Raw genomic sequence first — 25,237 nt, forward strand, 5'->3', positions numbered from 1 at the left:
GGTCGTCCTTCTTGCTATAATGAATTAAGCGCAAATATAACTCGATTCGGCAGAAGTCCAAATCTTCGCTGAATCAAGTTAAGCTTCCGGCAGACGTCAGTTACAAATTTTGAAGGAAGTTTGGGAAGGCAGTCTAAGTGTGCGATGTTCTGTCGCAACGGATACATGTCCTATAAAGAAGGGGTAGACCTCCAGCGAAACTCAAAATTCGGACGCAATTACGCCGAGGCGTAATCGACCCGTGGCAATCAATTTATGAAGGTGTGTGATATTGGTGGATCTTAATGAAATTACTAGTCCATCTTTTATTAAAAAGCTCGACAAGGAACAAATGACCGAGCTTGCTGAAGAAATTCGGAAGTTTTTGATTGAAAATTTATCGGTGACCGGGGGCCATATTGGACCTAATCTTGGCGTAGTTGAACTGACAATTGCGCTTCACCGATTGTTCAATAGCCCGAAGGATAAGATTCTTTGGGATGTTGGGCATCAGGCGTATGTCCATAAAATTCTTACTGGACGCGCAGGTGATTTCCATTCGCTCAGACAATACAAAGGCTTATGCGGATTCCCTAAAATGAATGAAAGTGAGCATGATGTCTGGGAAACTGGTCATAGCTCGACTTCACTGTCGGCGGCGATGGGAATGGCAGCAGCCCGTGATGTAAAAGGCGATTCGAATTATGTAATTCCAGTCATCGGTGACGGTGCGCTTACAGGTGGTATGGCTCTTGAAGCACTCAATCATATCGGTCACGAAAAAACGAATATGATTGTGATTTTGAATGACAATGAAATGTCGATTGCTCCAAACGTTGGTGCGCTTCATACGGTTCTCGGGAAACTGAGAACAGCTGGTAAATATAATACAGCCAAAGATGAACTTGAATATATTTTGAGAAAAATACCTGCTGTCGGAGGCAAAGTCGCCGCTGCTGCAGAACGTGTCAAAGATAGTTTGAAATATCTTCTTGTTTCAGGGGTCTTTTTCGAAGAGCTTGGCTTTACGTATCTAGGACCAATCGATGGGCATGATTTTGCAGACTTAGAACGTAGTATTCAATATGCGAAGAAGGTAGACGGACCTGTCCTTCTCCATGTTATTACGAAAAAAGGTAAAGGCTATCGACCTGCTGAGGATGACAAAATTGGTACATGGCATGGGACGGGGCCTTATAAAATTGAGACGGGTGATTTTGTCAAATCAACATCTGTTGCGCCATCATGGAGTGGACTTGTTGCGGAGACTGTTCGTAACATCGCTCGTGAAGACCGCCGTATTGTTGCCATTACGCCAGCTATGCCTGTCGGCTCGAAGCTTGAATCGTTTGCGAAGGAGTTCCCAGATCGTTTCTTCGATGTTGGAATCGCCGAACAGCATGCGACAACAATGGCAGCAGGACTTGCAACACAGCAGATGAAACCGTTTCTTGCGATCTATTCAACATTCCTTCAACGTGCATATGATCAGGTTCTCCATGATATTGCGCGTCAAAACTTAAACGTTTTCATCGGTATTGATCGTTCGGGGCTTGTTGGAGCAGATGGTGAAACACATCAAGGTGTCTTTGATATTGCTTTTTTACGTCACATGCCAAACCTCGTCATTATGATGCCAAAAGATGAGAACGAAGGACAGCATATGGTGAAGACTGCGATAGATTACGATGGTGGTCCAATCGCACTACGCTACCCGAGAGGGAATGGCTTAGGCGTGCTGATGGATGAAACATTGACTCCAATACCGATTGGTTCATGGGAAGTGCTTCGTGAAGGAACAGATGCAGCGATTCTGACATTTGGCACGACAATTCCAATGGCGTTTGAAGCAGCGGCGGCACTGGCTGAAAAAGGTATTCAAGTGAAAGTGATTAATGCACGCTTTATCAAACCATTAGATACCAAAATGTTGGATGATCTTTTTGCGACAAAAATGCCGATTATGACCGTAGAGGAAGCTGTTTTAGCGGGTGGTTTTGGAAGCGCGGTTATCGAATATGCCCATGATACAGCCAAGACAGCTGTGCCGATCCGTAGAATGGGTATTCCAGATCATTTTATCGAACATGGTAATGTGGACCAACTACTTGCTGAAATTGGCATGACAGCTGGTCATCTTGCTGATAATCTTGGGGCGTTCGTTAACGAACAAAGAGCGGAAAGGGAACGTGTATGACAAATCGAATACCGAAAGAAAGGGTCGATGTCTTGCTTGTCGAACGTGGTTTAATTGCAACAAGGGAACAGGCAAAGCGCTCGATTATGGCAGGTATCGTCTATTCTGCTGAAACAAGACTCGATAAACCGGGAGAAAAAATCCCAAGCGATGCACCGCTCACTGTAAAAGGCAATGCGTTGAAGTATGTAAGCCGTGGCGGCTTGAAACTGGAAAAGGCGTTGGAGCAGTTCGATGTAGATGTCGATGGCAAGATCGTCCTCGATATCGGTTCCTCGACGGGAGGATTTACGGATTGTGCATTGCAAAATGGTGCAGCACATTGTTATGCATTGGACGTTGGTTACAACCAATTAGCATGGAAAATTCGCCAAGACGCTCGTGTCACGGTGATGGAGAGAACCAATTTTAGACATGCTACACCGGAACAGTTCATAGCAGGCACGCCGCAATTTGCCACAATCGATGTATCCTTTATCTCTTTGAAGCTGATTTTTCCAGCACTAAAAACAATCCTGGCAACAGGTGGAGATGTGATTGCACTCGTCAAGCCACAATTCGAGGCTGGCAAAGGAAAAGTTGGTAAAAAGGGTGTCGTGAAAGAAAAATCGGTTCACCTAGAAGTGTTGGAAAAAATCTCTGCAGCAGCCGTGCAAGAAGGATTTAGTCTTCGTGGGATTTCTTTTTCGCCGGTGACAGGTGGAGAAGGGAATATTGAGTTTTTATTTCACTTAACTTCCGCAGGCACTCCAGAAAATCTTTTCGACGAAAAGGCGTTTGAAGTTCTTGTACAAGAAGCGTATAAGGAATTGTTATAAAGCTTTCCTGTTAGTTGGCAGATTATTCTTTGTCAACTAACAGCGAAGTCTTTGGCGGATTGTAAACGTTTTTTTCAATAATATATATCGGAGTGATGAATTTGAATAAAGGGCATAGACATATTCGGATTCGGGATATTATCTCGAATTTTGAAATTGAGACGCAGGATCAGCTTGTCGATACATTGAAAGAGGCTGGCGTCGCGGTTACGCAAGCGACAGTTTCCCGTGACATTAAAGAAATGCACCTTATTAAAGTCCCCCTACAGGATGGACGCTACAAATACAGCTTACCAGCCGTACATAAGTATAATACAGAAGAGAAACTTCAACGCATGCTGACAGATGCGTTTATTAGCATTGATGGTGCAGGGCATTTCCTCATTTTGAAAACACTTCCGGGCAATGCACATGCAGTCGGTTCATTAGTCGATAATCTTGGCTGGGATGAAATGCTTGGGACAATTTGCGGCGATGATACATGCATGATTATTTGCCGAGAGGAATCATTGACAGAAGTAGTAAAAGACAAATTACTCGCGATGCTTTGAAAGAGGTGACAACCGTTGTTAAGTGAAATCTCCATTCAGAACTTCGCAATTATCGAGAAACTAGAAGTTGCATTCGATGGCGGTCTAACCGTTTTAACTGGAGAAACAGGTGCGGGCAAATCGATTATTATCGATGCGGTCCAATTACTAGCTGGCGGACGAGGTTCACAGGAGTATATTCGTCATGGTGCAAAAAAAGCTGAGCTTGAGGGCTTATTTATACTTGAAGACGGCAAGCATCCTGTTATTGAGAAATTACTGGAGCTAGGCATTGCTGTGGAAGAGGGCGTTGTTATTTTACGACGTGATCTGAATGCAAATGGCAAAACCGTTTGTCGTGTTAATGGCAAGTTAGTGACCATTGCCGTTTTACGGGAAATCGGTTCTCAGTTAATTGACATTCATGGTCAGCATGAAAACCAGGAGTTAATGCATGAAAGCAGACATATCCATTTGCTGGATCACTTTGCAGGTGACGAATTCACGCGTGCTTATATCAATTATCAGGATCTATATGATAGCTACCGAAAATTAAAACGCAAGCTGGAAATGGCCGATGAAAATGAGCAGCAAGTGGCGCAAAAAATTGATTTATATTCATTTCAATTAAAAGAGATTGATGCGGCTGAACTTGCCATTGGAGAAGAGGATAATCTTGAAGAAGAAAAGCGAAAACTCCAAAATTTCAATCGCCTATATGAACGCCTAAATACAGCATATGAGTCCATTAGCGGTGATACGCACGCGCTCGACTGGGTGGGCGCTGCAATGAGTGACATTGAGGATGCGGCCTCTGTGGACAAAGCGTTAATGCCTCATGCAGAAAGTGTGGCCACCAGCTTCTATACATTGCAAGATACGGCACATGAATTGAAAAGTATGTTGGATGAAATGGAATTTGATCCGGCAAGATTAGAAATTGTGGAAGACCGTCTTGCACTTCTGCTATCGTTAAAAAGAAAATATGGGAAAACCATCGAAGATATTTTGCTTTATCGGGATAAAATCGCAGATGCGCTTGAAAACTTGTTGAGCAGGGATGAACGATTGGTCGAAGAACAAGAAAAATTGAATCATTTGCTACAAGATCTTGAAATTGAAGCGAATGAGTTATCCATCATTCGTCAACAAGCGGCAGTATTATTGGAAAAAGCTATCATGGAACAATTACACCAACTTTGCATGGAGAAAACAACATTTAGTGTTGCAATTGAACGAAAGGCAGCGGGTGTATTTGATGCGAATGGTTACGATGATGTAGCATTTCTCATTTCTACAAATGTTGGAGAACCGTTAAAGCCGCTCGTGAAGGTTGCATCTGGCGGAGAATTGTCTCGGATGATGCTTGCTTTAAAGACGATTTTTTCAAAGCATCAGGGCGTTACTTCGCTGATTTTTGATGAGGTCGATACAGGAGTAAGCGGTAGAGTAGCACAAGCCATTGCAGAAAAAATTGCGATGATTGCCTCACATTCCCAGGTGCTTTGTATTTCTCATCTGCCTCAAGTGGCGGCGATGGCGGATCATCATTACTTGATTAAAAAAGAAGTGGAAAATGACCGGACAAAGACAGCGATTCATGATGTCATTGAGTCAGATCGGACCGGAGAATTATCCCGCATGCTATCTGGCGCTGAAATTACACCATTGACACTTAAGCATGCGGAAGAGCTATTGACATTAGCGGCTGAGCGCAAAAAAACTTTTCGCTAACAGATCGACGTACATACAAAAGTATGTGCGTTTTTTTATGCGCAAAAAACGAATTTTGTTATTACTTGATTTACCCTTTCATAACATCGTCGCGAACGGACATACCAATAGCATCTTATTTTGTAGGAGGTGAACTATGGGATGGAGTAGACAACTCAAGTTGGCCGTTTCGTTTTCAGTGCTCTTGCTTGTAATGCCATTTAATGCAGACGTGGCATCTGCACGCGTAGCATCCTTAATACCAATGGGACAGTCCATTGGTATAAAAATGGAGCTGTCAGGGATTTTTGTGACAAATGACGTCATGGTTGAAGATGATCATTGGCTGAAAGCAGGAGATTTAATTGAGCAAGTTGACCAAGTGGAGGTGAAAGCACTCGCCGATTTCGAAAAAATGGCGACGGGATTAGATGACGAGCAAGCAATTGTCTTACAGGTTAAACAGTCCGTACAGACGAACCAAATCAAAACAGATGGTGAAGCGATGAAACGTCTCCTGCCATTCCTGAAAGACCGGACGGAAGGGACCGGCACGTTGACCTATGTTGATCCTGAGAAGGGGACGTATGGCGCCCTGGGCCACCAAATTATCGATAGTACGTTAAAATCACCACCTTCATTCAAAAACGGCGCCATTTATCTTTCAGAAATCGATCAAATTAAAAAAAGTGTGCCGGGCATTCCAGGTTATAAAATTTCAACTGTGGTCGAGGATGAAGATTTTCTTGGCACCATTCGTATTAATGGCGTGTATGGCATTTTTGGAGCATGGAATGATGCTCATAAGAAAGTGTTAGCTGAACCGCTTGAGATTATGCAACCCAGTGAGCTCAAAGTGGGCGAAGCAAAGATTTTTACGACGGTGAAGGGAACGACAGTAGAACCATTTTCCATTGAAATCACACAAGTGGATGCGGAGCAATTCCAATTTATCTTAACGGATGCGGCGTTATTAGAGGCCACAGGTGGGATTTTGCAAGGGATGAGCGGTAGTCCGGTTATTCAGGATGGAAAGTTTGTTGGTGCGGTTACACATATGTTTGTCGATGAACCTAAAAAAGGAGCAGGCCTTTTTTTGGAGAAGATGCGCAGTGGAGAAAAATGAGGGGGAGAGCCAATCCGGTTTTAGGGGTTGGCTCTTCTTCGTGATGATGATAAACTAAAGGTATTCAATTCGACAAATTGTATAGAAAACAATGGATATCGTCGGAATTTGGTGAAACCATATGTCCGAAGATTCATTTTTATTTGTAAAAAGAGGGTTAAGCTTTGTTTTGTCGAAAATTTCCTTTGTGCAATTATCTTGATTCAGCAAAAAACTCCCTCCTCTGTAGGTGGGAGATAAATGCTTGTTTTGCTTTTTCAGCGAGTGTTCATGCGCCCGCTGAATCAAGATAAAGCCTCCGGCGGATGTCACAGATTTTTAAGAGGATTTAAGAAGGTGGTCTAAGTGCGCGACATCCTGAAGGGAAGTGCCTTAATTTCTGCAAAAACACAGAGATACGGCAAATCGAACCCTTCGTAGTTCGATTCGCAACGACTGCATGACCTACTTCCTGTAGGCCACTTGCCCGATTTAAAATCTGGACGCAATTACGCCGAGGCGTAATTGATTAGGGAGCGTTGCAAGCTAATTGATAAAAAACTGCTATATATGTACAGGAGGGAATGAGAGTGGGAATGGAAAGACTGAAAATAGCGATTGCTGACGATAACAAAGAACTTGTGAAAACAATGGTGACGTATTTCGAAAGACATCCTGAAATCGAAATTATTTGGACAGCGCACAATGGAAAAGTGTGCTTATCTATGTTAGAGGAAAACGTACCGGATGTTTTACTTCTTGATATTATTATGCCACATCTCGACGGCATCGCGGTTCTTGAAACATTGAATGGAGATGTGCGGGCAGCCAATTTGCATATTATTATGTTGACAGCCTTTGGACAGGAAGATGTGATGACACAAGCAGCCAGTCTAGGTGCTTCCTATTTCATGCTCAAGCCTTTTGAATTTGAACGCCTCGCAAATCAGATTTTCCAAGTATCTGGTGCGAAAAAACAACCTGCTACGATCGCACAGTCACATCATGAAGAGGTGCAGGGAGCAGTAAGCCAGAAAGTATTGGATACGACCATTACATCGATTATTAAAGAAATTGGAGTGCCTGCTCACATAAAAGGTTACGCCTTTTTAAGAGAAGCGATTCAAATGGTCTATACGGACGTTGAATTGCTTGGAGCTGTGACTAAAGTTCTTTATCCTGATATTGCGAAAAAATATAATACCACACCTTCCCGGGTAGAACGTGCGATACGTCATGCGATTGAAGTAGCTTGGAATCGTGGTAATTATGATGTTATTTCGAAAATGTTTGGGTACACCGTGCATCATCTGAAAAGCAAACCTACCAACTCGGAATTCATCGCAATGATCGCCGATAAAATTAGGTTGGAACATATGGCAAGTTAAGCGCGTAGTATATCCTTAGAAATGCCTATTCAATGCGATTGAATAGGTATTTTTTAATTGTTAAAAAAGCTGATAGTTTGAACGATAAAGATGTAAATGCTATATAATATAGATAGAGTATTAGAGAACAGGGGGAAAAGCCGTTGTTGATTCAAAATGATTATTTTAATCTTGAAATCCAGGGGGATAAGGTGATACTGCGTTTAATAAAGACTGGCTTTCCGCTGAAGTCATTCGATATGATTACGCGTACGCATCCGCGTTTAAAACTTACTTCATTCGCAACGTTACGACAAGCGCTGACAGATTTGGCTGAGGAGCATATTATCGGTACTTGGTTGCCAGCGATAGATGTGGCAGTTACGGTTGATAAAATGTCTGCTGAAATGATTATTAATATGTCTATCGAGGAATTCAACGAGAATCGATCAGTTATCCATCAGCAAATTGAAGAGGCCTTAGATCGAGCAGGTGTCGTCTACGGGAGGCAGCCATTTGAAGTGGAGTCGTTTGTTCCGGGGAGATCGATTGTTTGCGCGTTAGGAACGCCGCCAGAACAAGGTGCGGATGCACATATTACTTATTTTGAAATCCCTGAAAAGAAGCCTGTAATCCGTGAAGATGGTTCGGCCGATTACTATGAGATGAACTTTGTCACACCTGTAAATGAAGGCGATTGGCTCGGTGAGAAGATTCCGCCACAAGAGGGAAAAAGCGGAACGGATGTTTTTGGAAACGTACTACCTGCTCAAAAGGGGGCAGATGCTAAAATATATTATGATCGCAAATCAATCATCGAAGAATTGGAAGAAGATAAGACAGTTCTTCGTGCTTTACACGGTGGTGCATTGGAATCTGTAAATGGTGTTATTAGCGTTGGTAAACAGTTAGTTATTAACGGAGATGTTGGACCGGAGACGGGTTCTATTACATTTGATGGAGCTGTTACAGTTTTTGGTACTGTTCTTGCAGATTACTCTGTAAAAGCGACTGGAGATATCGCAATTGAGGGTAATGAAGGTGTCACGAATGCCAAAGAAATTCAATCTGCAGAAGGTGATATTTACATAAAAGGTGGCGTGTTTGGCGGTGGCATGACCATTGTTGAGGCACAAGGCGATATTTTTGTTAAGCATGCAAATAATTGCAAACTATATGGACGAAATATTCATGTAGGCCTTTATTTATTAGGGTGTGAAGTGATTGCGGAGCATGTTTTTGTGGATCGTAATCGAGGCAAAATTATCGGGGGACACATCGAAGCGCTCTTCCACATTGAAAGCGCATATGCGGGGAATCATCATGAACGACCAACAACGCTTCACGTGAAGGGTATTAACAAGGAAGCGCTGTATAAAGAAATTCAGGAAAAAGCGACAGATTTAAAAGAGCGGCAAGAAGTCATTAGTAGATTGGAACAGCATACGGCACAATTTGGGAAAGTCGCAGCTGGACCGCAAGCGGTAGCGTATAAAAAAACATTGGATACAATTGAAACGAATAAGATAGCTGCAGCAGAGCTTGATAAAGAGATTCAATTGGGATTACATAAAATTAAAAAAGCGATACCGGAGCAAATTGGCATCACGAGGGAAGCGTATCCGGGTGTTATTATTCAAATTGGCAATAAGTCTTCACTACTGCATGATTCAAAGAAAGGTACTTTTGAAATACTTGGCGGCGTGTTAAATGTCTAAACCACTCGTATTTGCCCATCGAGGTGCATCTGGCAGTCGATTTGAAAATACGATGAAGGCTTTTAAAAAAGCCTATGAGCAGGGGGCAGATGGCATCGAATTAGATGTCCAATTGTCGGAAGATGGTGTGCCTTTTGTTATACATGATCCGGAATTGTCAAGGCTTGCAGGAATTCGTATGCCTATAGCATCTATGACGAGTGCGGAGCTTTTGAAAGTTCGCGTTGGTCGCAAGTATTGTCGTCTTTTTACAGGTGGTCATCGGATACCGACATTGATGGAGGCGGTACTGTTTTGTCAAACGTATGGAATGGCGCTTAATGTTGAACTAAAAGAAACAGTGGCTGAGCGACCAGAACATATTGCACAGATTGTAGACATGGTTTCATCGTTAGAAGATGTCCACATTTCTTCGTTTGACTACCATTCGCTCGAAAAAGTGAAGGAAGCAGACCCGACGATGGAAACGGCTTATTTAATACGTAAGAAGGCTGTAGATTGGGAGCAACTTGATCGTTATGTCAGTGCGGACGGATTTCATTTTAGTCAAAAGTTTTTGAAAGAACCTTATATCGACAAACTTACTGCAGTCGGTAAAAGAATTCGCGTTTACGGTGTAACAGGAGAAGAGCCGATTATTGCAAATCCGCCAGCTTTTATAGATGGCTGGATTACTGATTATCCAAATCGATTTCACTAAACAAAGCATATAATATTACATGAAAAAACTCAGACGATTTCGCGTCTGAGTTTTTTACTTAAATCGTCCTTGTACGCGTCCATTTTTGCGGTCTCGGCGTAAAAGAAAACCGGCGAAAAACCACAGACCTGCGGCGAATAGTAGGAATCCAACAAGAAATTGGAGCCAGATGAATGGAAACGGATTAAATAATATACCGAATATCGAATCCCGCATAAGTTTAATCCCCCCGGCTGCACAAAGCCCCGGGATGAGTAGTACGATGAAAGCCGCTAGTCGCGCCATTTTTTCACAACTCCTTATCGAGCATATTCAATTATTTTGAATAGAATTTTGAATGCCCTTTACCGAATTCAATTTTACCTGCTCACGTTTTATTGTCAAGAAGACTGCAATCGTGTATGATGATGTTGGGATTGCAAAAGATTGCATGAAGCGAGAAGGGGGAATGAATATCCTTGCAAAACGTTTTAATTGTCGGAGCGGGGACAGGCGGGTCGATACTACTGGACCTTCTCCTAAATCTTGAATTCATGAATGTGAAGGCAATCATTGATACTGATGAACAAGCACCAGGAATTGTTCAAGCAAAAAAACAACAAATCGCGCATGGGACAACGTGGCAGGATTATTTGACGGATGATATTCAAATCATTTTTGATGTGACGAACGACAAAACGTTATTTTCTGAGTTATTGAAGTCAAGACCGCCCCATACCGTTGTGATTCCAGGATCTGTGGCGAATCTACTCGTCAAGTTACTTGAGGACAACCATACATATATCAAACGGATTCAGGCGGAGATGCATAAACAGCGAATGATCTTCGATTCAATCGACGAAGGAATGATTGGAATTGATGGAGATGGGAAAGTTAACTTCTTTAATGAAAGCGCTTCAAAAATGATAAATGTTCCAATTAAACAAGCAATAGGCAGACCCGTTACGGAAGTAATCCCATCTACCGAGTTACCACGTGTGTGGGGGACGGGAGTCCCTGAATTGAATCGGGAGCTTGTACTTGGCAACGGCTTGAAAATTGTCACTTCCCGCTATCCGCTCTTTGACAATCATCATCGTAAAGTAGGCGCTTTTGCAGTGTTCAAAGATATTACGGAAGTCGTTGCGTTGGCGGAAGAAATTACGGATCTCAACAGGGTGAAGACAATGCTTGAAGCGATTATCCATTCAAGCGATGACGCGATTTCAGTAGTTGACGATCAAGGAAATGGTATACTCGTCAATCCGGCATATACACGTATTACAGGATTATCTGAAGAAGAAATCATTGGTAAACCGGCAACAGAAGATATCAATGAAGGCAAAAGTATTCATATGGAAGTGCTCAAGACGAAAAAACCTATCCGGGGTGTCAACATGCGGATTGGAGAAAATAATCGAGAGGTTCTTGTCAATGTTGCGCCGATTATCGTCGATCAGCAAGTAAAAGGTAGTGTCGGGGTTATCCATGATATTACTGAAATCCGTCACTTGATGAAAGAGCTCGATAAGGCAAGAACGATTATTCGAAAACTTGAATCGACTTATACGTTCGATGATATTTTCGGAGGCTCGGAAGACATTGAAATCTCCATCGAACAAGCAAAACTGGCGGCTAAATCGAACGTACCTGTCCTCTTGCGCGGCGAACCAGGAACGGGGAAGGAAGTATTTGCGCATGCGATTCATATCGGTAGCGAGGGACATTTGAACAAGTTTGTTCGTGTCAATTGCGCATCCCCTACAATCGAAGCAGAATTATTTGGCTGGGAACAGGATACATTTGGCAACGGCATGTCAGAAAACAATCGAGGGCTTTTCGAAGAAGCGGAAAATGGTACCTTGTTTCTCGATGAAGTGTCAGAGTTGTCAGTAGATGCACAGAAACGGTTGCTAGCTTATCTCAAGCATGGAACCATTTACAGAAATGGTGGTTCGGATCCCATTCGTCTACGTGTTCGAATTATCACGGCTACATCGGAAAATTTGGAAAAGGTCATGCATGAAGGTAGGTTCAACGAAGAGTTGTACTATGCATTAAACCGTTTAGCGATTCAAATCGCACCTCTTCGTTCTCGAAAAAACGATATTCCAGCAATCGTTGGGCACTTGCTTATCAAGTTAAATCAAGAGTTCGGCATGCATGTTGAAAAAATTACAGAGCAGGCGTTGGAACGGTTACAACAATATGATTGGCCAGGAAATGTGCGTGAACTTGAAAACGTGCTCAGTCGTGCAATGATTTACATGGCAACGGGCGAAGCGATTCTTGGTTTAGAAGATGTGGTTAAATCTTTGTCGTCTAGGGAAAGTACAGAAGAAGGGCAGCAAATGCTACCGGAGAAAAGTACGCTCGCTTCAATCATGGACAACTACGAAAAAACGATTTTGGAAACGGCATTGCGAGAAAATGACAGCAACAAATCATTGACGGCCAATCGACTTGGCATATCGCTACGCTCACTCTATTACAAACTAGAGAAGTTTAATCTTATTTGATCATTTATGCGTATTTGTTAGACTAAAACAATTATAAGAGACCTTAAGGAGGAAGTTAACAATGAAAATTTTCAACTATATGGAGAATCACGATTATGAGCAGCTCGTTATTTGTCAGGACAAAACATCAGGTTTGAAGGCAATTATTGCGATTCATGACACAACACTTGGGCCAGCGCTCGGCGGTACACGTATGTGGACGTATGCAAGTGAAGAAGAAGCAATCGAAGATGCACTTCGCCTTGCACGTGGAATGACGTACAAGAATGCAGCAGCAGGCTTGAATCTTGGCGGTGGAAAAACGGTTATTATCGGCAATCCAAAAACGGATAAAAATGATGAAATGTTCCGTGCTTTCGGTCGTTTTATCGAAGGGTTGAACGGACGTTATATTACGGCAGAAGACGTGGGGACGACAGAAGCGGATATGGATCTAATTAACCTTGAAACAGATTATGTCACAGGCACTTCTGCTGGATCAGGTTCTTCTGGTAATCCTTCACCAGTGACGGCTTATGGTATTTATCAAGGAATGAAGGCAGCTGCAAAAGAAGCGTTTGGCAGTGACTCCTTAGCAGGCAAAAAAATAGCGGTGCAAGGTGTTGGACATGTTGCTTATGCACTGTGTGAATATTTGCATGAAGAAGGCGCGAAGCTGATTGTGACGGATATTAACGAAGAAGCTGTTCAACGTGCAGTAGATACATTTGGTGCGACGGCAGTGGGTATCAATGATATTTATTCACAGGAAGCAGACATTTTTGCACCGTGTGCACTAGGTGCAATCATTAATGACGAAACGATTCCACAATTTAAAGTAAAAGTGATTGCAGGTTCTGCCAATAACCAATTAAAAGATACGATTCATGGTGACAAAATCCATGAAATGGGTATTGTCTATGTACCAGATTACGTTATCAATGCGGGCGGCGTAATCAACGTTGCGGACGAGCTTGCTGGCTATAATCGTGAACGTGCATTGAAACGCGTTGCAGGTATTTACGATACAGTAGAGAAAATATTTGCGATTTCTAAACGTGATAGCATTCCAACGTATGTTGCGGCGGATCGCCTGGCAGAAGAACGTATTGCTCGCGTAGCAAAATCACGTAGCCAATTTTTACAAAATGAAAAAAGCGTACTAACTGGACGTTGATCGATTGAACAGCAGGAATCGATTGCTAGATTGACGAATAACCTTGAGAGGTGAACGTGTTTAGCTCGTACAAAAACGTTCACCTCACATGCAGATGCTTATCAGTAAAAAAATGCACCTGCCTTGGCGGGTCGTTGTGAAGGGGGCCATTTAGATGGCACGGGAATATGATGTAGTAATTTTAGGTGGCGGAACAGGCGGTTATGTTGCAGCTATCCGCGCGGCTCAATTAGGACTGAAAACGGCACTCGTCGAAAAGGGACATCTAGGCGGCACTTGTCTACATAAAGGTTGTATTCCGAGTAAAGCATTGCTGAAAAGTGCTGAAGTATTCGATACAGCGAAAAACAAGGCGGCACAATTTGGTGTCGACACAAAAGAAGTCACATTGGACTTTAGCCGTGTGCAAGCACGTAAAGAAGCTATCGTAAAACAATTGCATGGCGGCGTGACTGCACTTATGAAAAAAGGGAAAATTGATGTGTTTGAAGGACTTGGCAGAATGCTTGGCCCTTCTATTTTCTCGCCGATGCCAGGGACAATATCTGTGGAGATGAATAACGGCGATGAAAATGAAATGCTCATTTTAAAAAATCTTATTATTGCTACAGGCTCTAGGCCACGGACATTGCCTGGACTAGAAATAGATGAGCAGCAAGTGCTATCTTCTGATGGCGCGCTCGCGATGGAGACATTGCCACAATCGATGATTATTGTTGGTGGCGGCGTTATCGGGATTGAGTGGGCATCCATGCTAAATGATTTTGGCGTTGATGTCACAGTTCTGGAATATGCAGAGCAAATCATTCCGACTGAAGACGAAGATATTTCGAAGGAAATGAAAAAGCTTTTGACGAAAAAAGGCGTTACGTTTGCGACAAGCGCAAAGGTGCTTCCGGAAACACTTGTCAAAAACGGTGATTCTGTTACGATTTCTGCTGAAATTAACGGCGAAATGAAGGTGTTTACAGCCGACAAACTACTTGTATCTGTTGGTCGTCAAGCGAATATTGAAGGGATAGGTCTCGACAATACAGACATTGAAATTGAAAATGGTGTAATTAAGACACGACCGACATTCCAAACAAAAGAGCATCATATTTATGCAATTGGTGATGTGATTGGAGGTTTACAACTAGCACATGTCGCTTCTCATGAAGGGATTGCGGCGGTTGAGCATATTGCGAATATGAAAAATGAGCCCATTGATTATACAAAAATTTCACGTTGTATTTATTCAAGCCCTGAAGCATCAAGCGTTGGACTGACAGAGCAGCAGGCAAAAGCGCAAGGCTTTCATGTTAAGATTGGGAAATTCCCATTCATGGCAATTGGTAAGGCGCTCGTCAATGGCAATTCAGATGGCTTTGTGAAAATTGTTGCGGATAAGTACACCGATGATATTTTAGGTGTTCATATGATTGGCGCCCATGTCACTGATTTGATTTCAGAAGCGGGACTTGCAATGGTACTCGATGCGACACCTTGGGAAGTCGCAAGTACAATTCACCCGCATCCATCACTTTCTGAAGTAATGGGCGAAGCGGCACTTGCGGTGGATGGTCAAGCAATCCATATGTAAAAGGGGGAACTATGAAATGGTGAAAACACGTCATGAAGAACTCGGTTTGACAAATGAAGACGTATTGCAAATTTTTGAAACGATGCTCATGGCTCGTCGAATTGATGAGCGTATGTGGCTATTAAACCGTGCAGGGAAAATTCCGTTTGTAATTTCTTGTCAAGGACAAGAGGCGGCACAAGCGGGTGCAGCTTATGCGCTTGATAAGGATAAAGACTGGATTGCACCGTATTATCGAGATATGGGCGTTGTGCTACATTTCGGCATGACACCAAAGGATTTGATGTTGTCGGCGTTTGCAAAAGCAGAAGATCCAAACTCGGGCGGGCGTCAAATGCCAGGTCACTTTGGACAACGTAAAAACCGCATTTTGACAGGGTCCTCGCCTGTAACGACACAATTGCCTCACGCGGTTGGCGTCGCACTAGCAGCGAAGATGAAGCAGGAAGATTTCATCACATTCGTCACGCTTGGTGAGGGATCTTCTAACCAAGGAGATTTCCATGAAGGTATGAACTTTGCAGGCGTTCATAAATTGCCGACAGTCATTATGGTTGAGAACAATAAATATGCGATTTCTGTACCGATTGAGAAGCAACTCGCTTGTGAAAATGTATCTGATCGCGCCATTGGTTATGGTATGCCAGGTGTGACGGTAGATGGAACAGATCCACTTGAGGTGTATCGAGTCGTCAAGGAAGCGACAGATCGTGCACGTCGTGGAGAAGGACCAAGTCTTGTCGAAACGATTTGTTATCGCCTCACAGCGCATTCGTCTGACGATGATCAGCGCTTATACCGTGATGCGGAAGAGCTTGAAAATGAAAAGAAATTGGATCCAATTCCACAGTTTGCGACGTATTTGAAAGATCTGGGCATACTCACGGACGAGTTGGAAAGTGCAATGGAAGAGCGTGTTATGAATGAAGTGAACGAAGCGACGGATTACGCGGAAAACGCGCCGTACGCTGAACCAGAATCTGCATTACTTCACGTCTACGCTGAAGATGGGGGGAACGACTAATGGCTGTTATGTCTTTTATCGATTCAATTACATTGGCAATGAAAGAAGAGATGGAACGAGATGATCGCGTGTTCGTTCTTGGTGAAGACGTCGGACGAAAAGGTGGCGTCTTTAAGGCGACAACGGGCTTATACGACCAATTTGGAGAATACCGTGCGCTGGATACACCTCTTGCAGAATCTGCTATTGCGGGTGTGGGTATTGGAGCAGCGATGTATGGCTTACGTCCGATTGCAGAAATGCAATTTGCAGACTTTATCATGCCGGCAGTGAACCAAATTGTGTCGGAAGCAGCTAAAATTCGTTATCGTTCGAATAATGATTGGACATGCCCGATTGTCATTCGTGCACCTTTTGGCGGCGGCGTCCACGGTGCGCTTTACCACTCGCAATCGGTCGAAGCGATGTTCGCTAGTACACCAGGTTTAAAAGTAGTCATTCCATCGACACCTTATGATGCAAAAGGCCTTTTAAAAGCTGCCATTCGCGATGAAGATCCCGTGCTATTCTTTGAGCATAAACGTGCCTATCGTTTGATTAAAGGGGAAGTGCCAACGGATGATTACGTATTGCCAATCGGCAAGGCGGACGTTAAGCGTGAAGGTGATGACCTAACGATTATCACATACGGCTTATGCGTGCACTTTGCTTTGCAAGCGGCAGAACGTCTTGCAGAGGATGGTATTTCAGCGCATATCTTGGATTTGCGTACGGTGTACCCACTTGACAAAGAAGCCATTATCGAAGCGGCATCGAAAACAGGGAAAGTTCTCCTTGTAACGGAAGATAATTTAGAAGGTAGCATTATGAGCGAAGTGGCAGCCATTATCGCAGAGAATTGCTTGTTTGAACTGGATGCGCCAATCAAACGTCTAGCGGGTCCGGATGTACCGGCAATGCCATACGCGCCAACGATGGAAAAATTCTTTATGGTGAATCCAGATAAAGTTGAAAAGGCTGCGCGTGAACTCGCTGAATTCTAATTTGATTGAGGACGGAGGTAAATCTATTGGCAATCGAAAATATTTTAATGCCACAACTTGGAGAAAGTGTTACAGAAGGCACGATTGAGAAGTGGCTTGTAAAACCAGGCGATACCATTAGTAAATATGAACCCCTTGCGGAAGTGAATACGGACAAAGTAACAGCAGAAGTCCCTTCTTCTTTCACGGGGACCATAAAGGAATTGATTGCACAAGAAGGAGAAACGCTTGCAGTTGGAGCGATTGTCTGCACGATTGAAATTGAAGGCGCAGCAAGCAGTGAGCCTGTAGCTTCAGCAACGATTGCTACACCAGATGTATCGGCTGTTGAATCGCCGAAAGCAGTAGCGGCTCCTGTGAAACGTGAAAAAGGGAAAGCGGCGGGACGTTATTCACCTGCAGTGCTTCGTTTGGCACAAGATAACGCGATTGATTTGACACTTGTCGAAGGGTCAGGTAAAGAAGGACGGATTACGCGTAAAGACTTGTTAGCGATTATCGAAAGTGGTAATATCCCGACCGCTTCAGCAGCCTCGGTGGCGGAAACGATAACACCAGTAGCCCCGGCACAGCAGGTTTCTGCGCCGGTAACGCCAGTACAGGCTGTTGCTACGCCGAAGGCAGCTGAGCCCGTCCATGTGGCTAGCACAGCAGGCGATATTGAAATTCCAGTGACGGGTGTGCGTCGTGCAATTGCCAATAATATGTTACGCTCCAAGCATGAAGCGCCACATGCTTGGATGATGATTGAAGTCGATGTCACAAATCTTGTACAGTACCGTGATTCATTGAAAAATGATTTTAAACAAAAAGAAGGCTTCAACTTAACTTATTTTGCGTTTTTCGTAAAAGCTGTAGCACAAGCATTGAAAGAATTCCCGATGATGAATTCCATGTGGGCTGGCGATAAAATTATCTTGAAAAAAGATATTAATATTTCAATCGCTGTGGCATCTGATGACGCACTCTTCGTTCCTGTCATCAATCATGCCGACGAAAAAACGATTAAAGGCATTGGCCGTGAAATACAAGAGCTTGCAGGCAAAGTCCGTTCAGGTAATTTGAAATCAGCTGAAATGCAAGGTGGTACGTTCACGGTGAACAATACGGGGTCATTCGGCTCTGTACAGTCAATGGGTATCATTAATTACCCACAAGCTGCGATACTACAGGTGGAATCAATTGTGAAACGCCCAGTTATTATGGAGGGCGGCATGATTGCCGCGCGTGATATGGTGAATTTATGTTTATCGCTCGACCATCGTGTGCTTGATGGGTTAGTTTGTGGTCAATTCCTGGCTCGTGTGAAAGCGATACTCGAAAATATTACTTCAGAAAACACGTCTGTATATTAAGTAAAACAGCCGATCTCGACCTCTTTATAACGGGGTCGAGATTATTTTAGTCTTCCATCAATTGGCTTACTCAGGTAAACTATAAAGTAGATTGAATATTTAGGGAGGGGAAATGTACTCTATGACGATACATACAGTCAAAGCAACAACATTCGAACAAACGAACTTTGAACAATGGAAAGAAGCTGCGATCCAAACGTTAAAAGGAAAACCATTTGAATCGCTTATGACCGCAACATTGGAGGGAATTGACCTTCATCCGCTTTACACACGTGACAATGTTTCAGAAGGTACAAATACCGTGCGAGTTGGAAAAGAGCAAACAGGATGGGTGGTTGCTCAACAGACCTATGCGACAGACGGTAAACAGTTTGTGAGTGAACTGAAAACTGCGCTAGCCCGTGGTAACGAAGCAATTGTGTATGATGGAACGAAGTCGCTTGAATGGGACGATGTATCACTTGCTGAAATTGCTCAATTGATGGTGAAGTATCCGATGATTGTGACGAACGTAGCAAGGAATGATGCATTTTTGAAAGCCTTTACATTCGTTCCAGAAGTGGATCGTTCAGCTGTTAAAGGGGCTGTTGCCGTTGCAGGTTGGCTGATACCAGCAGGTTTTGATCATGTAAGAATATATGCTTCGGATACATGGAAAGCGCATCATGACGGGGCTGATGCTGTAACAGAGCTTGCGCTTACACTTGCTCAAGCAGCGGAACAGTTAGACAAACAGGAGAACTTTCATGACTTTGCAGAGCGATTTTTTGCACGTTTTGCCGTGGACACGCATTTCTTTATGGAAATTGCTAAATTTCGTGCGTTCCGTATGCTGTGGCAAGCATTTGGAACAGCATATGGGGTTTCAGAAGTTCCCTATGTACCGATTGTGGCAAGTACATCGCTACGCTCTTATTCAAAACTAGATCCCTATGTTAATTTACTACGTGCAGGGAATGGTGCATTCTCGGCAGTACTCGGTGGAGCAGATGTATTAACTGTTCATCCACATGATATTTTAACGGGACCGACAGAAAGTTCTGTTCGATTTGCAAGAAATATTCAATTGGTTATTAAAGAGGAGTCGCATGCGGATAAAGTGATGGATCCAGCAGGCGGTTCTTATTTCATTGAGACGTTGACAGCCGAGCTTGTAGATAAAGCATGGGCATTGTTTGTAGAAATTGAAGCAGCAGGTGGCTATGAAGCATTTCTTCAACAAGGTTATCTTGCAGAGCTTCTTGAAAAACGTAGAAGCGAAGTGGCAAAAGGAAAAACGTCATTGATTGGCACGAATGTCTATGCAGAGTTGACAGATACCAATTTAACGAATTGGGATGGTGTAAATGTTGAAGGGCGTTTAGCCGAGCCGTTTGAAGAGGTAAGAGCGTTATTTGCTGAAGAACAACCGAAGACCGTGTTACTGACATTTGGAGAGCTGAAGGATTTCAAACCACGTGCTGATTTCGTGGGTGGATTTTTAGCGACGGGAGGCATTCGTTCTGAATGGAGCCCGGCATTCCCAGATGCACAAGCAGCCATTGATTGGCTGACATATGAAAAACCTGCGTATGCTATTGTCTGTGCAACGTCTGCGATGGCTGAAACAGTGATGGATCAATTGCTACGAGATTGTCCTGAAGAGGTGCTTGTAGATGCGGCTGGCAAATTTGAACCGGCAATTACACAACAATGGTTGAGTGCTGGGCTAAATGGTTTCATATACGGCGGTCAAAATAAAATTGACAAGCTACTCGATATTCAAAGCAAATGGAAAGGGGCGGTTCCAGTTGAAAAAGCCTGATTTCAGTAATGTACAAGTCCAGCAAATTGTGCAAGCTGTAAAAAATGTAAAACCAGCGACAGGTAAGCCTTTTAGGACGAATGAAGGAATCGACGTGAAAGCGATTTATACAGCTGCGGACATTGAGCAGGTTGAACATGTTAATGATTATCCGGGAATTGCGCCGAACACGAGAGGTCCTTATCCGACGATGTATGTAGCAAGACCTTGGACTGTTCGCCAGTACGCTGGGTTTTCGACAGCGGAGGAGAGTAATGCATTTTACAGACGAAATCTTGCAATGGGGCAAAAAGGGTTATCTGTCGCATTTGACCTTGCTACGCACCGAGGCTATGACTCGGATCATCCACGTGTAACAGGGGATGTTGGAAAAGCGGGTGTTGCAATTGACTCTGTAGAAGATATGAAAATCTTGTTTGACGGTATTCCTTTAGACCAAATGTCTGTCTCTATGACGATGAACGGAGCAGTATTACCGGTCATGGCCTTCTATATCGTAGCAGCAGAGGAGCAGGGCGTGACACCTGAAAAACTTGCAGGAACGATTCAAAATGATATTTTAAAAGAATATATGGTGCGGAACACGTATATCTTCCCACCCGATATGTCGATGAAAATCATTGCCGATATTTTTGAATATACTTCCAAAAATATGCCGAAATTCAACTCGATTTCGATTTCTGGCTACCATATGCAAGAAGCGGGAGCGACAGCTGATATTGAGCTTGCTTATACACTTGCGGATGGGCTTGAATATGTCCGGACAGGTTTGAAAGCGGGAATTGACATTGACTCCTTCGCACCTAGATTGTCGTTTTTCTGGGCGATTGGCATGAACTACTATATGGAAATTGCCAAAATGCGTGCAGCACGTAAAATATGGGCGCAAATGATGTCGACGTTTGAACCTGAAAATCCGAAAACATTGGCACTTCGTACACATTCGCAGACGTCGGGTTGGAGTTTAACGGAGCAGGATCCATTCAATAACGTTACGCGTACACTGATTGAAGCGAATGCTGCGGCGATGGGACATACACAGTCTCTTCATACGAATGCACTTGACGAGGCGATTGCATTGCCAACAGATTTCTCCGCGCGTATTGCACGGAACACTCAGTTATTCTTGCAGGAAGAAACGATGATGACCAAGGTAATTGATCCGTGGGGGGGCTCGTACTATGTCGAGAAGCTAACGGATGAACTGATGGACAAGGCATGGGAATTGATTGAGGAAATTGAGGATCTTGGTGGCATGGCAAAAGCGATTGAAACAGGTCTACCGAAAATGAAAATCGAAGAAGCAGCGGCAAAACGTCAAGCGCAAATCGATTCACGTGCTGAATCCATCATTGGGGTCAATAAATATCGCTTAGATAAAGAAGATCCAATCGATATTTTAGATATCGACAACACGCTCGTTCGACAAAAACAAATCGATCGCATTAACGAGATGAAAGCGAAGCGTGATGAAGCAGAAGTGGCGCAACTATTAACGAGGTTAACAGAAGTTGCACGAAGTGGCGAAGGCAATCTGCTTGCTTGTGCTGTCGATGCAGCACGCGCGCGGGCGACAATTGGTGAAATTTCAGATGCGATTGAACGTGTATCTGGCAGACATAAGGCGGTGATTCGTTCAGTGAGTGGTGTCTATAGTTCGAATTTCTCGAATGCGGAAGAGATTGATGAAGTGAAAGCGATGGCGGATGACTTTTTGGAAAATGAAGGTCGACGCCCACGGATTCTCATTGCAAAAATGGGTCAAGATGGCCATGATCGCGGAGCGAAAGTAATTGCCTCCTCCTTTGCGGACCTTGGTTTCGATGTTGATATCGGCCCATTGTTCCAAACGCCGGAAGAAACGGCTTTACAAGCAGCCGAAAACGACGTTCACGTCATTGGTGTAAGTTCATTGGCTGCCGGACATAAAACGCTCGTTCCAACTCTATTAAAAGAACTTCAAAAAATCGGCCGAGAAGATATTTTAATCGTTGTCGGTGGTGTTATTCCAGCGCAAGATTATACATTCCTTCGAGAAAATGGTGCAGCCGCAATCTTTGGCCCTGGAACGGTCATTCCGGTTGCCGCACAAAAAGTGATTGAAGAAATTTATCGCAGATTGGGCTATGAGGAAGTGGCGGAGTGACAAACAACAATCGCTTTTCATCCAATGACAGTGCACTCCATGTAATGGATGGTATTGCATCTTCACATGATGGTATGGCTGCTGCGAAGCGAAAACGATTTGTGAAAAAGGAACGGGAAATTCCAGTTGAAGAATTGACGGAACAAATTACGCAAGGTTCTCGGTTGCATCTTGCAAAGGGCATTACATTACTTGAAAGCATTACCTCGAGAGACAAACGTCTCGGTCAACAATTGCTGCTCAATTTGCTACCTAAAACAGGGAATAGCATTCGGATTGGCATCACAGGTGTCCCGGGTGCTGGAAAGAGTACATTTATCGAAGCGTTCGGGCTGATGCTTGCCGAGATGGGGCAAAAGGTGGCGGTGTTGGCGATTGATCCAAGTTCAACTCTTACAGGAGGAAGTATTCTTGGCGATAAGACGCGTATGGAAGAACTTTCGAGACATCCAAATGCTTTCATCCGACCTTCGCCATCTGCGGGTACGCTTGGTGGAGTGCATAAAAAATCCCGTGAAACGATGTTGCTTTGTGAGGCGGCAGGTTATGATGTAATCCTTATTGAAACTGTAGGTGTTGGGCAAAGTGAGACCGTCGTCCGCGGCATGGTCGATTACTTTATGCTACTCGTGTTAACGGGGGCCGGGGATGAACTGCAGGGTATGAAGAAAGGGATTATGGAACTGGCAGACGGGATTGTTGTTCATAAAGCTGATGGTGATAATTTACGACTGGCGAAAAAAACGGTCAGAGAATACCGTCAATTGCTTCATTTCTTACAGCCGGCTTCACCTGGTTGGACATCGACTGCACTTCCTGTATCCTCCATTCAAAAAACGGGGTTGGACGATGTTTGGAATACGATTTTATTGTTTAAAGAAGCAATGGAAAATAGTAACGTTTGGGAGAGGCGTCGTCAATCTCAAACAAGCGATTGGTTCCGCGCGATGATTAATGATCGGCTTATTGACACCTTTTTTGCAGAAACGGGCAAAAAAGAGCAAGTGGCAAAGCTAGAACAAGCATTGCTTGCTGGGAACTTGACCGTGACAGGTGCGGTTGATCGGTTGTTTGAAGAGTAATTGGGAATTATGGAAAATGAAAGCATCCTTGGACGAGTTCAACAGTTCGGGGATGCTTTTGCGTACGTATTTAAATAGTAACTACGGATGGTCTTAATTGGAATTTTACTTTATACTATATGGATAGAAGGATGTCGATTAGCCAAAAAGGAGCTTATCACTGTTATCCAAAACATTAAAGATTCGATAGCAACGTTGCAAAACATCTAAAAGCGTAGAGGTTTTTAACGGTTATCTGTATGTTAAATAGGGTAAAGGTTGTTAGTGAATCCAGAACTGCGATTGGAAGCGAAAAAAGTAAAGGGGATGCTTGTTTTGAAAAAAGCATATAAAACGGAAGTTCTCCTCACTGCTGCCCAACAACAAAAAATCAACCAAACTATCGGTGTCTGTCGTTATGTCTACAATCTTTATTTGAATATTGCGCAGAAGCATTACAAGGAAACACCTGTCTGGTTATGACTTTTCAAAATGGCTGAACCAATATCCATACAAAAGAGACAGACCAATGGATTAAAGATGTATCCAGTAAAGCTGTGAAGCAAGCTATCATGAATGGCGATAAGGACTTTTGGGAATTTTTCAAAGGATTGGCTAAATTTCCACTCCTCAAAAAGAAGAAGAATCAAGATGTGAAAGCCTACTTTCTGAAAAATAATGCGACTGATTTACCGGTGGAGCGCCATCGCATGAAAATCCCGACGATTGGTTGGGTTCGTTTTAAAGAAATGGGGTATATCCCAATGAATGCAACCGTCATAAACTGTACAGTGTCGCAAAAAGCCGGTCGATATTTTGTCTCTGTTTTATGTGAGATTGAAGAAGTGAAAGAAGCCTATATCCCCGAGCATGATGGGATTGGCATTGATTTAGGCCTCCGTACTTTTGCGGTTTGTAGTTATCATGTTCAATTCGATAACATAAACAAGACTCAACCCGTTATTAAATTAGAAAAAAACTTGAAGCGACAACAGCGGAAACTGAGTTGCAGTTACGAACAAAATTAAAAATCGGAAGGAAGGTGAATTCTGCGCTAAAAACAGGCAGAAACAACTTCTAGTTGTTTAACAATTGCACGCTAGACTAGCAAACACCCGATTGGCCTATATTCGGTATATGGTGAGATATGTTGGTGAAAACCAAACCAACATATCTCACGATAGAAGATTTAAACGTCAAAGGCATGATGAAAAATCGGCATTTATCCAAAGCTATTGCCGAGCAATGTTTTTCTGCCTTTCAGGAAATATTAACAGATAAATGTCTGGAGAAAGGTATCGAACTTCGGCAGGAAGTATCCATCCTCCAAGCTCTGCTCAAGTTGCGGATTTAAAAAGGTCAAGCTCCCTCTTTCTGAACGGACATTTGCCTGCGATAATTGCGATACGGTACTTGACCAAGATTTTAATGCCAGTTTAAATTTGAAATACGCAAAAGAATACACGGTTATCACAGAACGATAACTTGTATATGTAGGGTG

Annotated in this window: 18 protein-coding genes and 1 pseudogene; 18 read left to right on the top strand and 1 reads right to left on the bottom strand. The window is 43.4% G+C overall.

Annotated elements, in window-relative coordinates; all coding sequences use genetic code 11:
* Positions 1-274 precede the first annotated feature (274 nt).
* From dxs to MKY34_RS13615, 8 genes are all read left to right on the top strand, one after another.
* Positions 275-2,176, top strand: a complete 1,902-nt coding sequence (gene dxs / locus MKY34_RS13580; protein ID WP_342511439.1) for a 1-deoxy-D-xylulose-5-phosphate synthase — start codon at positions 275-277, stop codon at positions 2,174-2,176.
* Positions 2,173-2,994, top strand: a complete 822-nt coding sequence (locus tag MKY34_RS13585; RefSeq protein ID WP_342511441.1) for a TlyA family RNA methyltransferase — start codon at positions 2,173-2,175, stop codon at positions 2,992-2,994. The genes dxs and MKY34_RS13585 overlap by 4 nt, the downstream gene beginning before the upstream one ends.
* Positions 2,995-3,095: 101 nt before the next feature.
* Positions 3,096-3,545, top strand: a complete 450-nt coding sequence (gene argR / locus MKY34_RS13590; RefSeq protein ID WP_342511443.1) for a transcriptional regulator ArgR — start codon at positions 3,096-3,098, stop codon at positions 3,543-3,545.
* A gap of 15 nt (positions 3,546-3,560) precedes the next feature.
* Entirely contained in the window at positions 3,561-5,258 is a 1,698-nt protein-coding gene (gene recN / locus MKY34_RS13595) for a DNA repair protein RecN (protein WP_342511445.1), read from the top strand.
* Between the two features lie 136 nt (positions 5,259-5,394).
* A complete protein-coding gene (locus MKY34_RS13600) occupies positions 5,395-6,363 on the top strand; it encodes a SpoIVB peptidase S55 domain-containing protein (RefSeq protein WP_342511447.1) in 969 nt (322 codons plus the stop codon).
* 575 nt (positions 6,364-6,938) lie between these two features.
* Positions 6,939-7,730, top strand: coding sequence for a sporulation transcription factor Spo0A (gene spo0A / locus MKY34_RS13605; RefSeq protein WP_342515263.1), 792 nt, complete (start codon positions 6,939-6,941; stop codon positions 7,728-7,730).
* A 143-nt stretch (positions 7,731-7,873) separates the two neighbouring features.
* On the top strand, positions 7,874-9,427 hold the full coding sequence (locus MKY34_RS13610) for a FapA family protein (protein ID WP_342511448.1): 1,554 nt from the start codon (positions 7,874-7,876) through the stop codon (positions 9,425-9,427).
* On the top strand, positions 9,420-10,127 hold the full coding sequence (locus MKY34_RS13615; RefSeq protein WP_342511450.1) for a glycerophosphodiester phosphodiesterase family protein: 708 nt from the start codon (positions 9,420-9,422) through the stop codon (positions 10,125-10,127). Before MKY34_RS13610 ends, MKY34_RS13615 begins: the two co-directional genes overlap by 8 nt.
* A gap of 54 nt (positions 10,128-10,181) precedes the next feature.
* Here the strand turns inward: MKY34_RS13615 and MKY34_RS13620 are convergent, their stop codons facing one another.
* Positions 10,182-10,412, bottom strand: coding sequence for a DUF2627 domain-containing protein (locus MKY34_RS13620; RefSeq protein ID WP_342511452.1), 231 nt, complete (start codon positions 10,410-10,412; stop codon positions 10,182-10,184).
* Between the two features lie 173 nt (positions 10,413-10,585).
* Between MKY34_RS13620 and MKY34_RS13625 the strand changes: the two genes are divergently transcribed.
* From MKY34_RS13625 to MKY34_RS13670, 10 genes and pseudogenes are all read left to right on the top strand, one after another.
* Positions 10,586-12,625, top strand: coding sequence for a sigma 54-interacting transcriptional regulator (locus MKY34_RS13625; protein WP_342511454.1), 2,040 nt, complete (start codon positions 10,586-10,588; stop codon positions 12,623-12,625).
* A 61-nt stretch (positions 12,626-12,686) separates the two neighbouring features.
* On the top strand, positions 12,687-13,781 hold the full coding sequence (locus MKY34_RS13630) for an amino acid dehydrogenase (RefSeq protein WP_342511456.1): 1,095 nt from the start codon (positions 12,687-12,689) through the stop codon (positions 13,779-13,781).
* Positions 13,782-13,935: 154 nt separating this feature from the next.
* A complete protein-coding gene (gene lpdA / locus MKY34_RS13635) occupies positions 13,936-15,363 on the top strand; it encodes a dihydrolipoyl dehydrogenase (protein WP_342511458.1) in 1,428 nt (475 codons plus the stop codon).
* Positions 15,364-15,379: 16 nt separating this feature from the next.
* Positions 15,380-16,387 (top strand): thiamine pyrophosphate-dependent dehydrogenase E1 component subunit alpha, encoded by a 1,008-nt coding sequence (locus MKY34_RS13640; protein ID WP_342511460.1) that lies wholly within the window; start codon positions 15,380-15,382, stop codon positions 16,385-16,387.
* Positions 16,387-17,370 carry an alpha-ketoacid dehydrogenase subunit beta gene (locus MKY34_RS13645; RefSeq protein WP_342511462.1) on the top strand — a complete coding sequence of 328 codons (984 nt, stop codon included), beginning with the start codon at positions 16,387-16,389 and terminating at the stop codon, positions 17,368-17,370. The genes MKY34_RS13640 and MKY34_RS13645 overlap by 1 nt, the downstream gene beginning before the upstream one ends.
* 26 nt (positions 17,371-17,396) lie before the next feature.
* Positions 17,397-18,725: a dihydrolipoamide acetyltransferase family protein gene (locus tag MKY34_RS13650; protein WP_342511464.1), complete on the top strand. Its 1,329-nt coding sequence runs from the start codon at positions 17,397-17,399 to the stop codon at positions 18,723-18,725.
* Positions 18,726-18,846: 121 nt separating this feature from the next.
* The gene (locus MKY34_RS13655; RefSeq protein ID WP_342511466.1) at positions 18,847-20,529 is read left to right on the top strand and encodes a methylmalonyl-CoA mutase family protein; all 1,683 of its coding nucleotides are present in this window, start codon (positions 18,847-18,849) and stop codon (positions 20,527-20,529) included.
* Positions 20,516-22,675 (top strand): methylmalonyl-CoA mutase, encoded by a 2,160-nt coding sequence (gene scpA / locus MKY34_RS13660; RefSeq protein ID WP_342511468.1) that lies wholly within the window; start codon positions 20,516-20,518, stop codon positions 22,673-22,675. The genes MKY34_RS13655 and scpA overlap by 14 nt, the downstream gene beginning before the upstream one ends.
* Before the next feature lie 44 nt (positions 22,676-22,719).
* Complete coding sequence (meaB, locus tag MKY34_RS13665; RefSeq protein WP_342515264.1) at positions 22,720-23,757, top strand: methylmalonyl Co-A mutase-associated GTPase MeaB; 1,038 nt, start codon at positions 22,720-22,722, stop codon at positions 23,755-23,757.
* A 315-nt stretch (positions 23,758-24,072) separates the two neighbouring features.
* A pseudogene (locus MKY34_RS13670) lies at positions 24,073-25,220 on the top strand (transposase).
* Positions 25,221-25,237: the final 17 nt, after the last annotated feature.

Source organism: Sporosarcina sp. FSL K6-1522, assembly GCF_038622445.1.
Taxonomy (GTDB): domain Bacteria; phylum Bacillota; class Bacilli; order Bacillales_A; family Planococcaceae; genus Sporosarcina.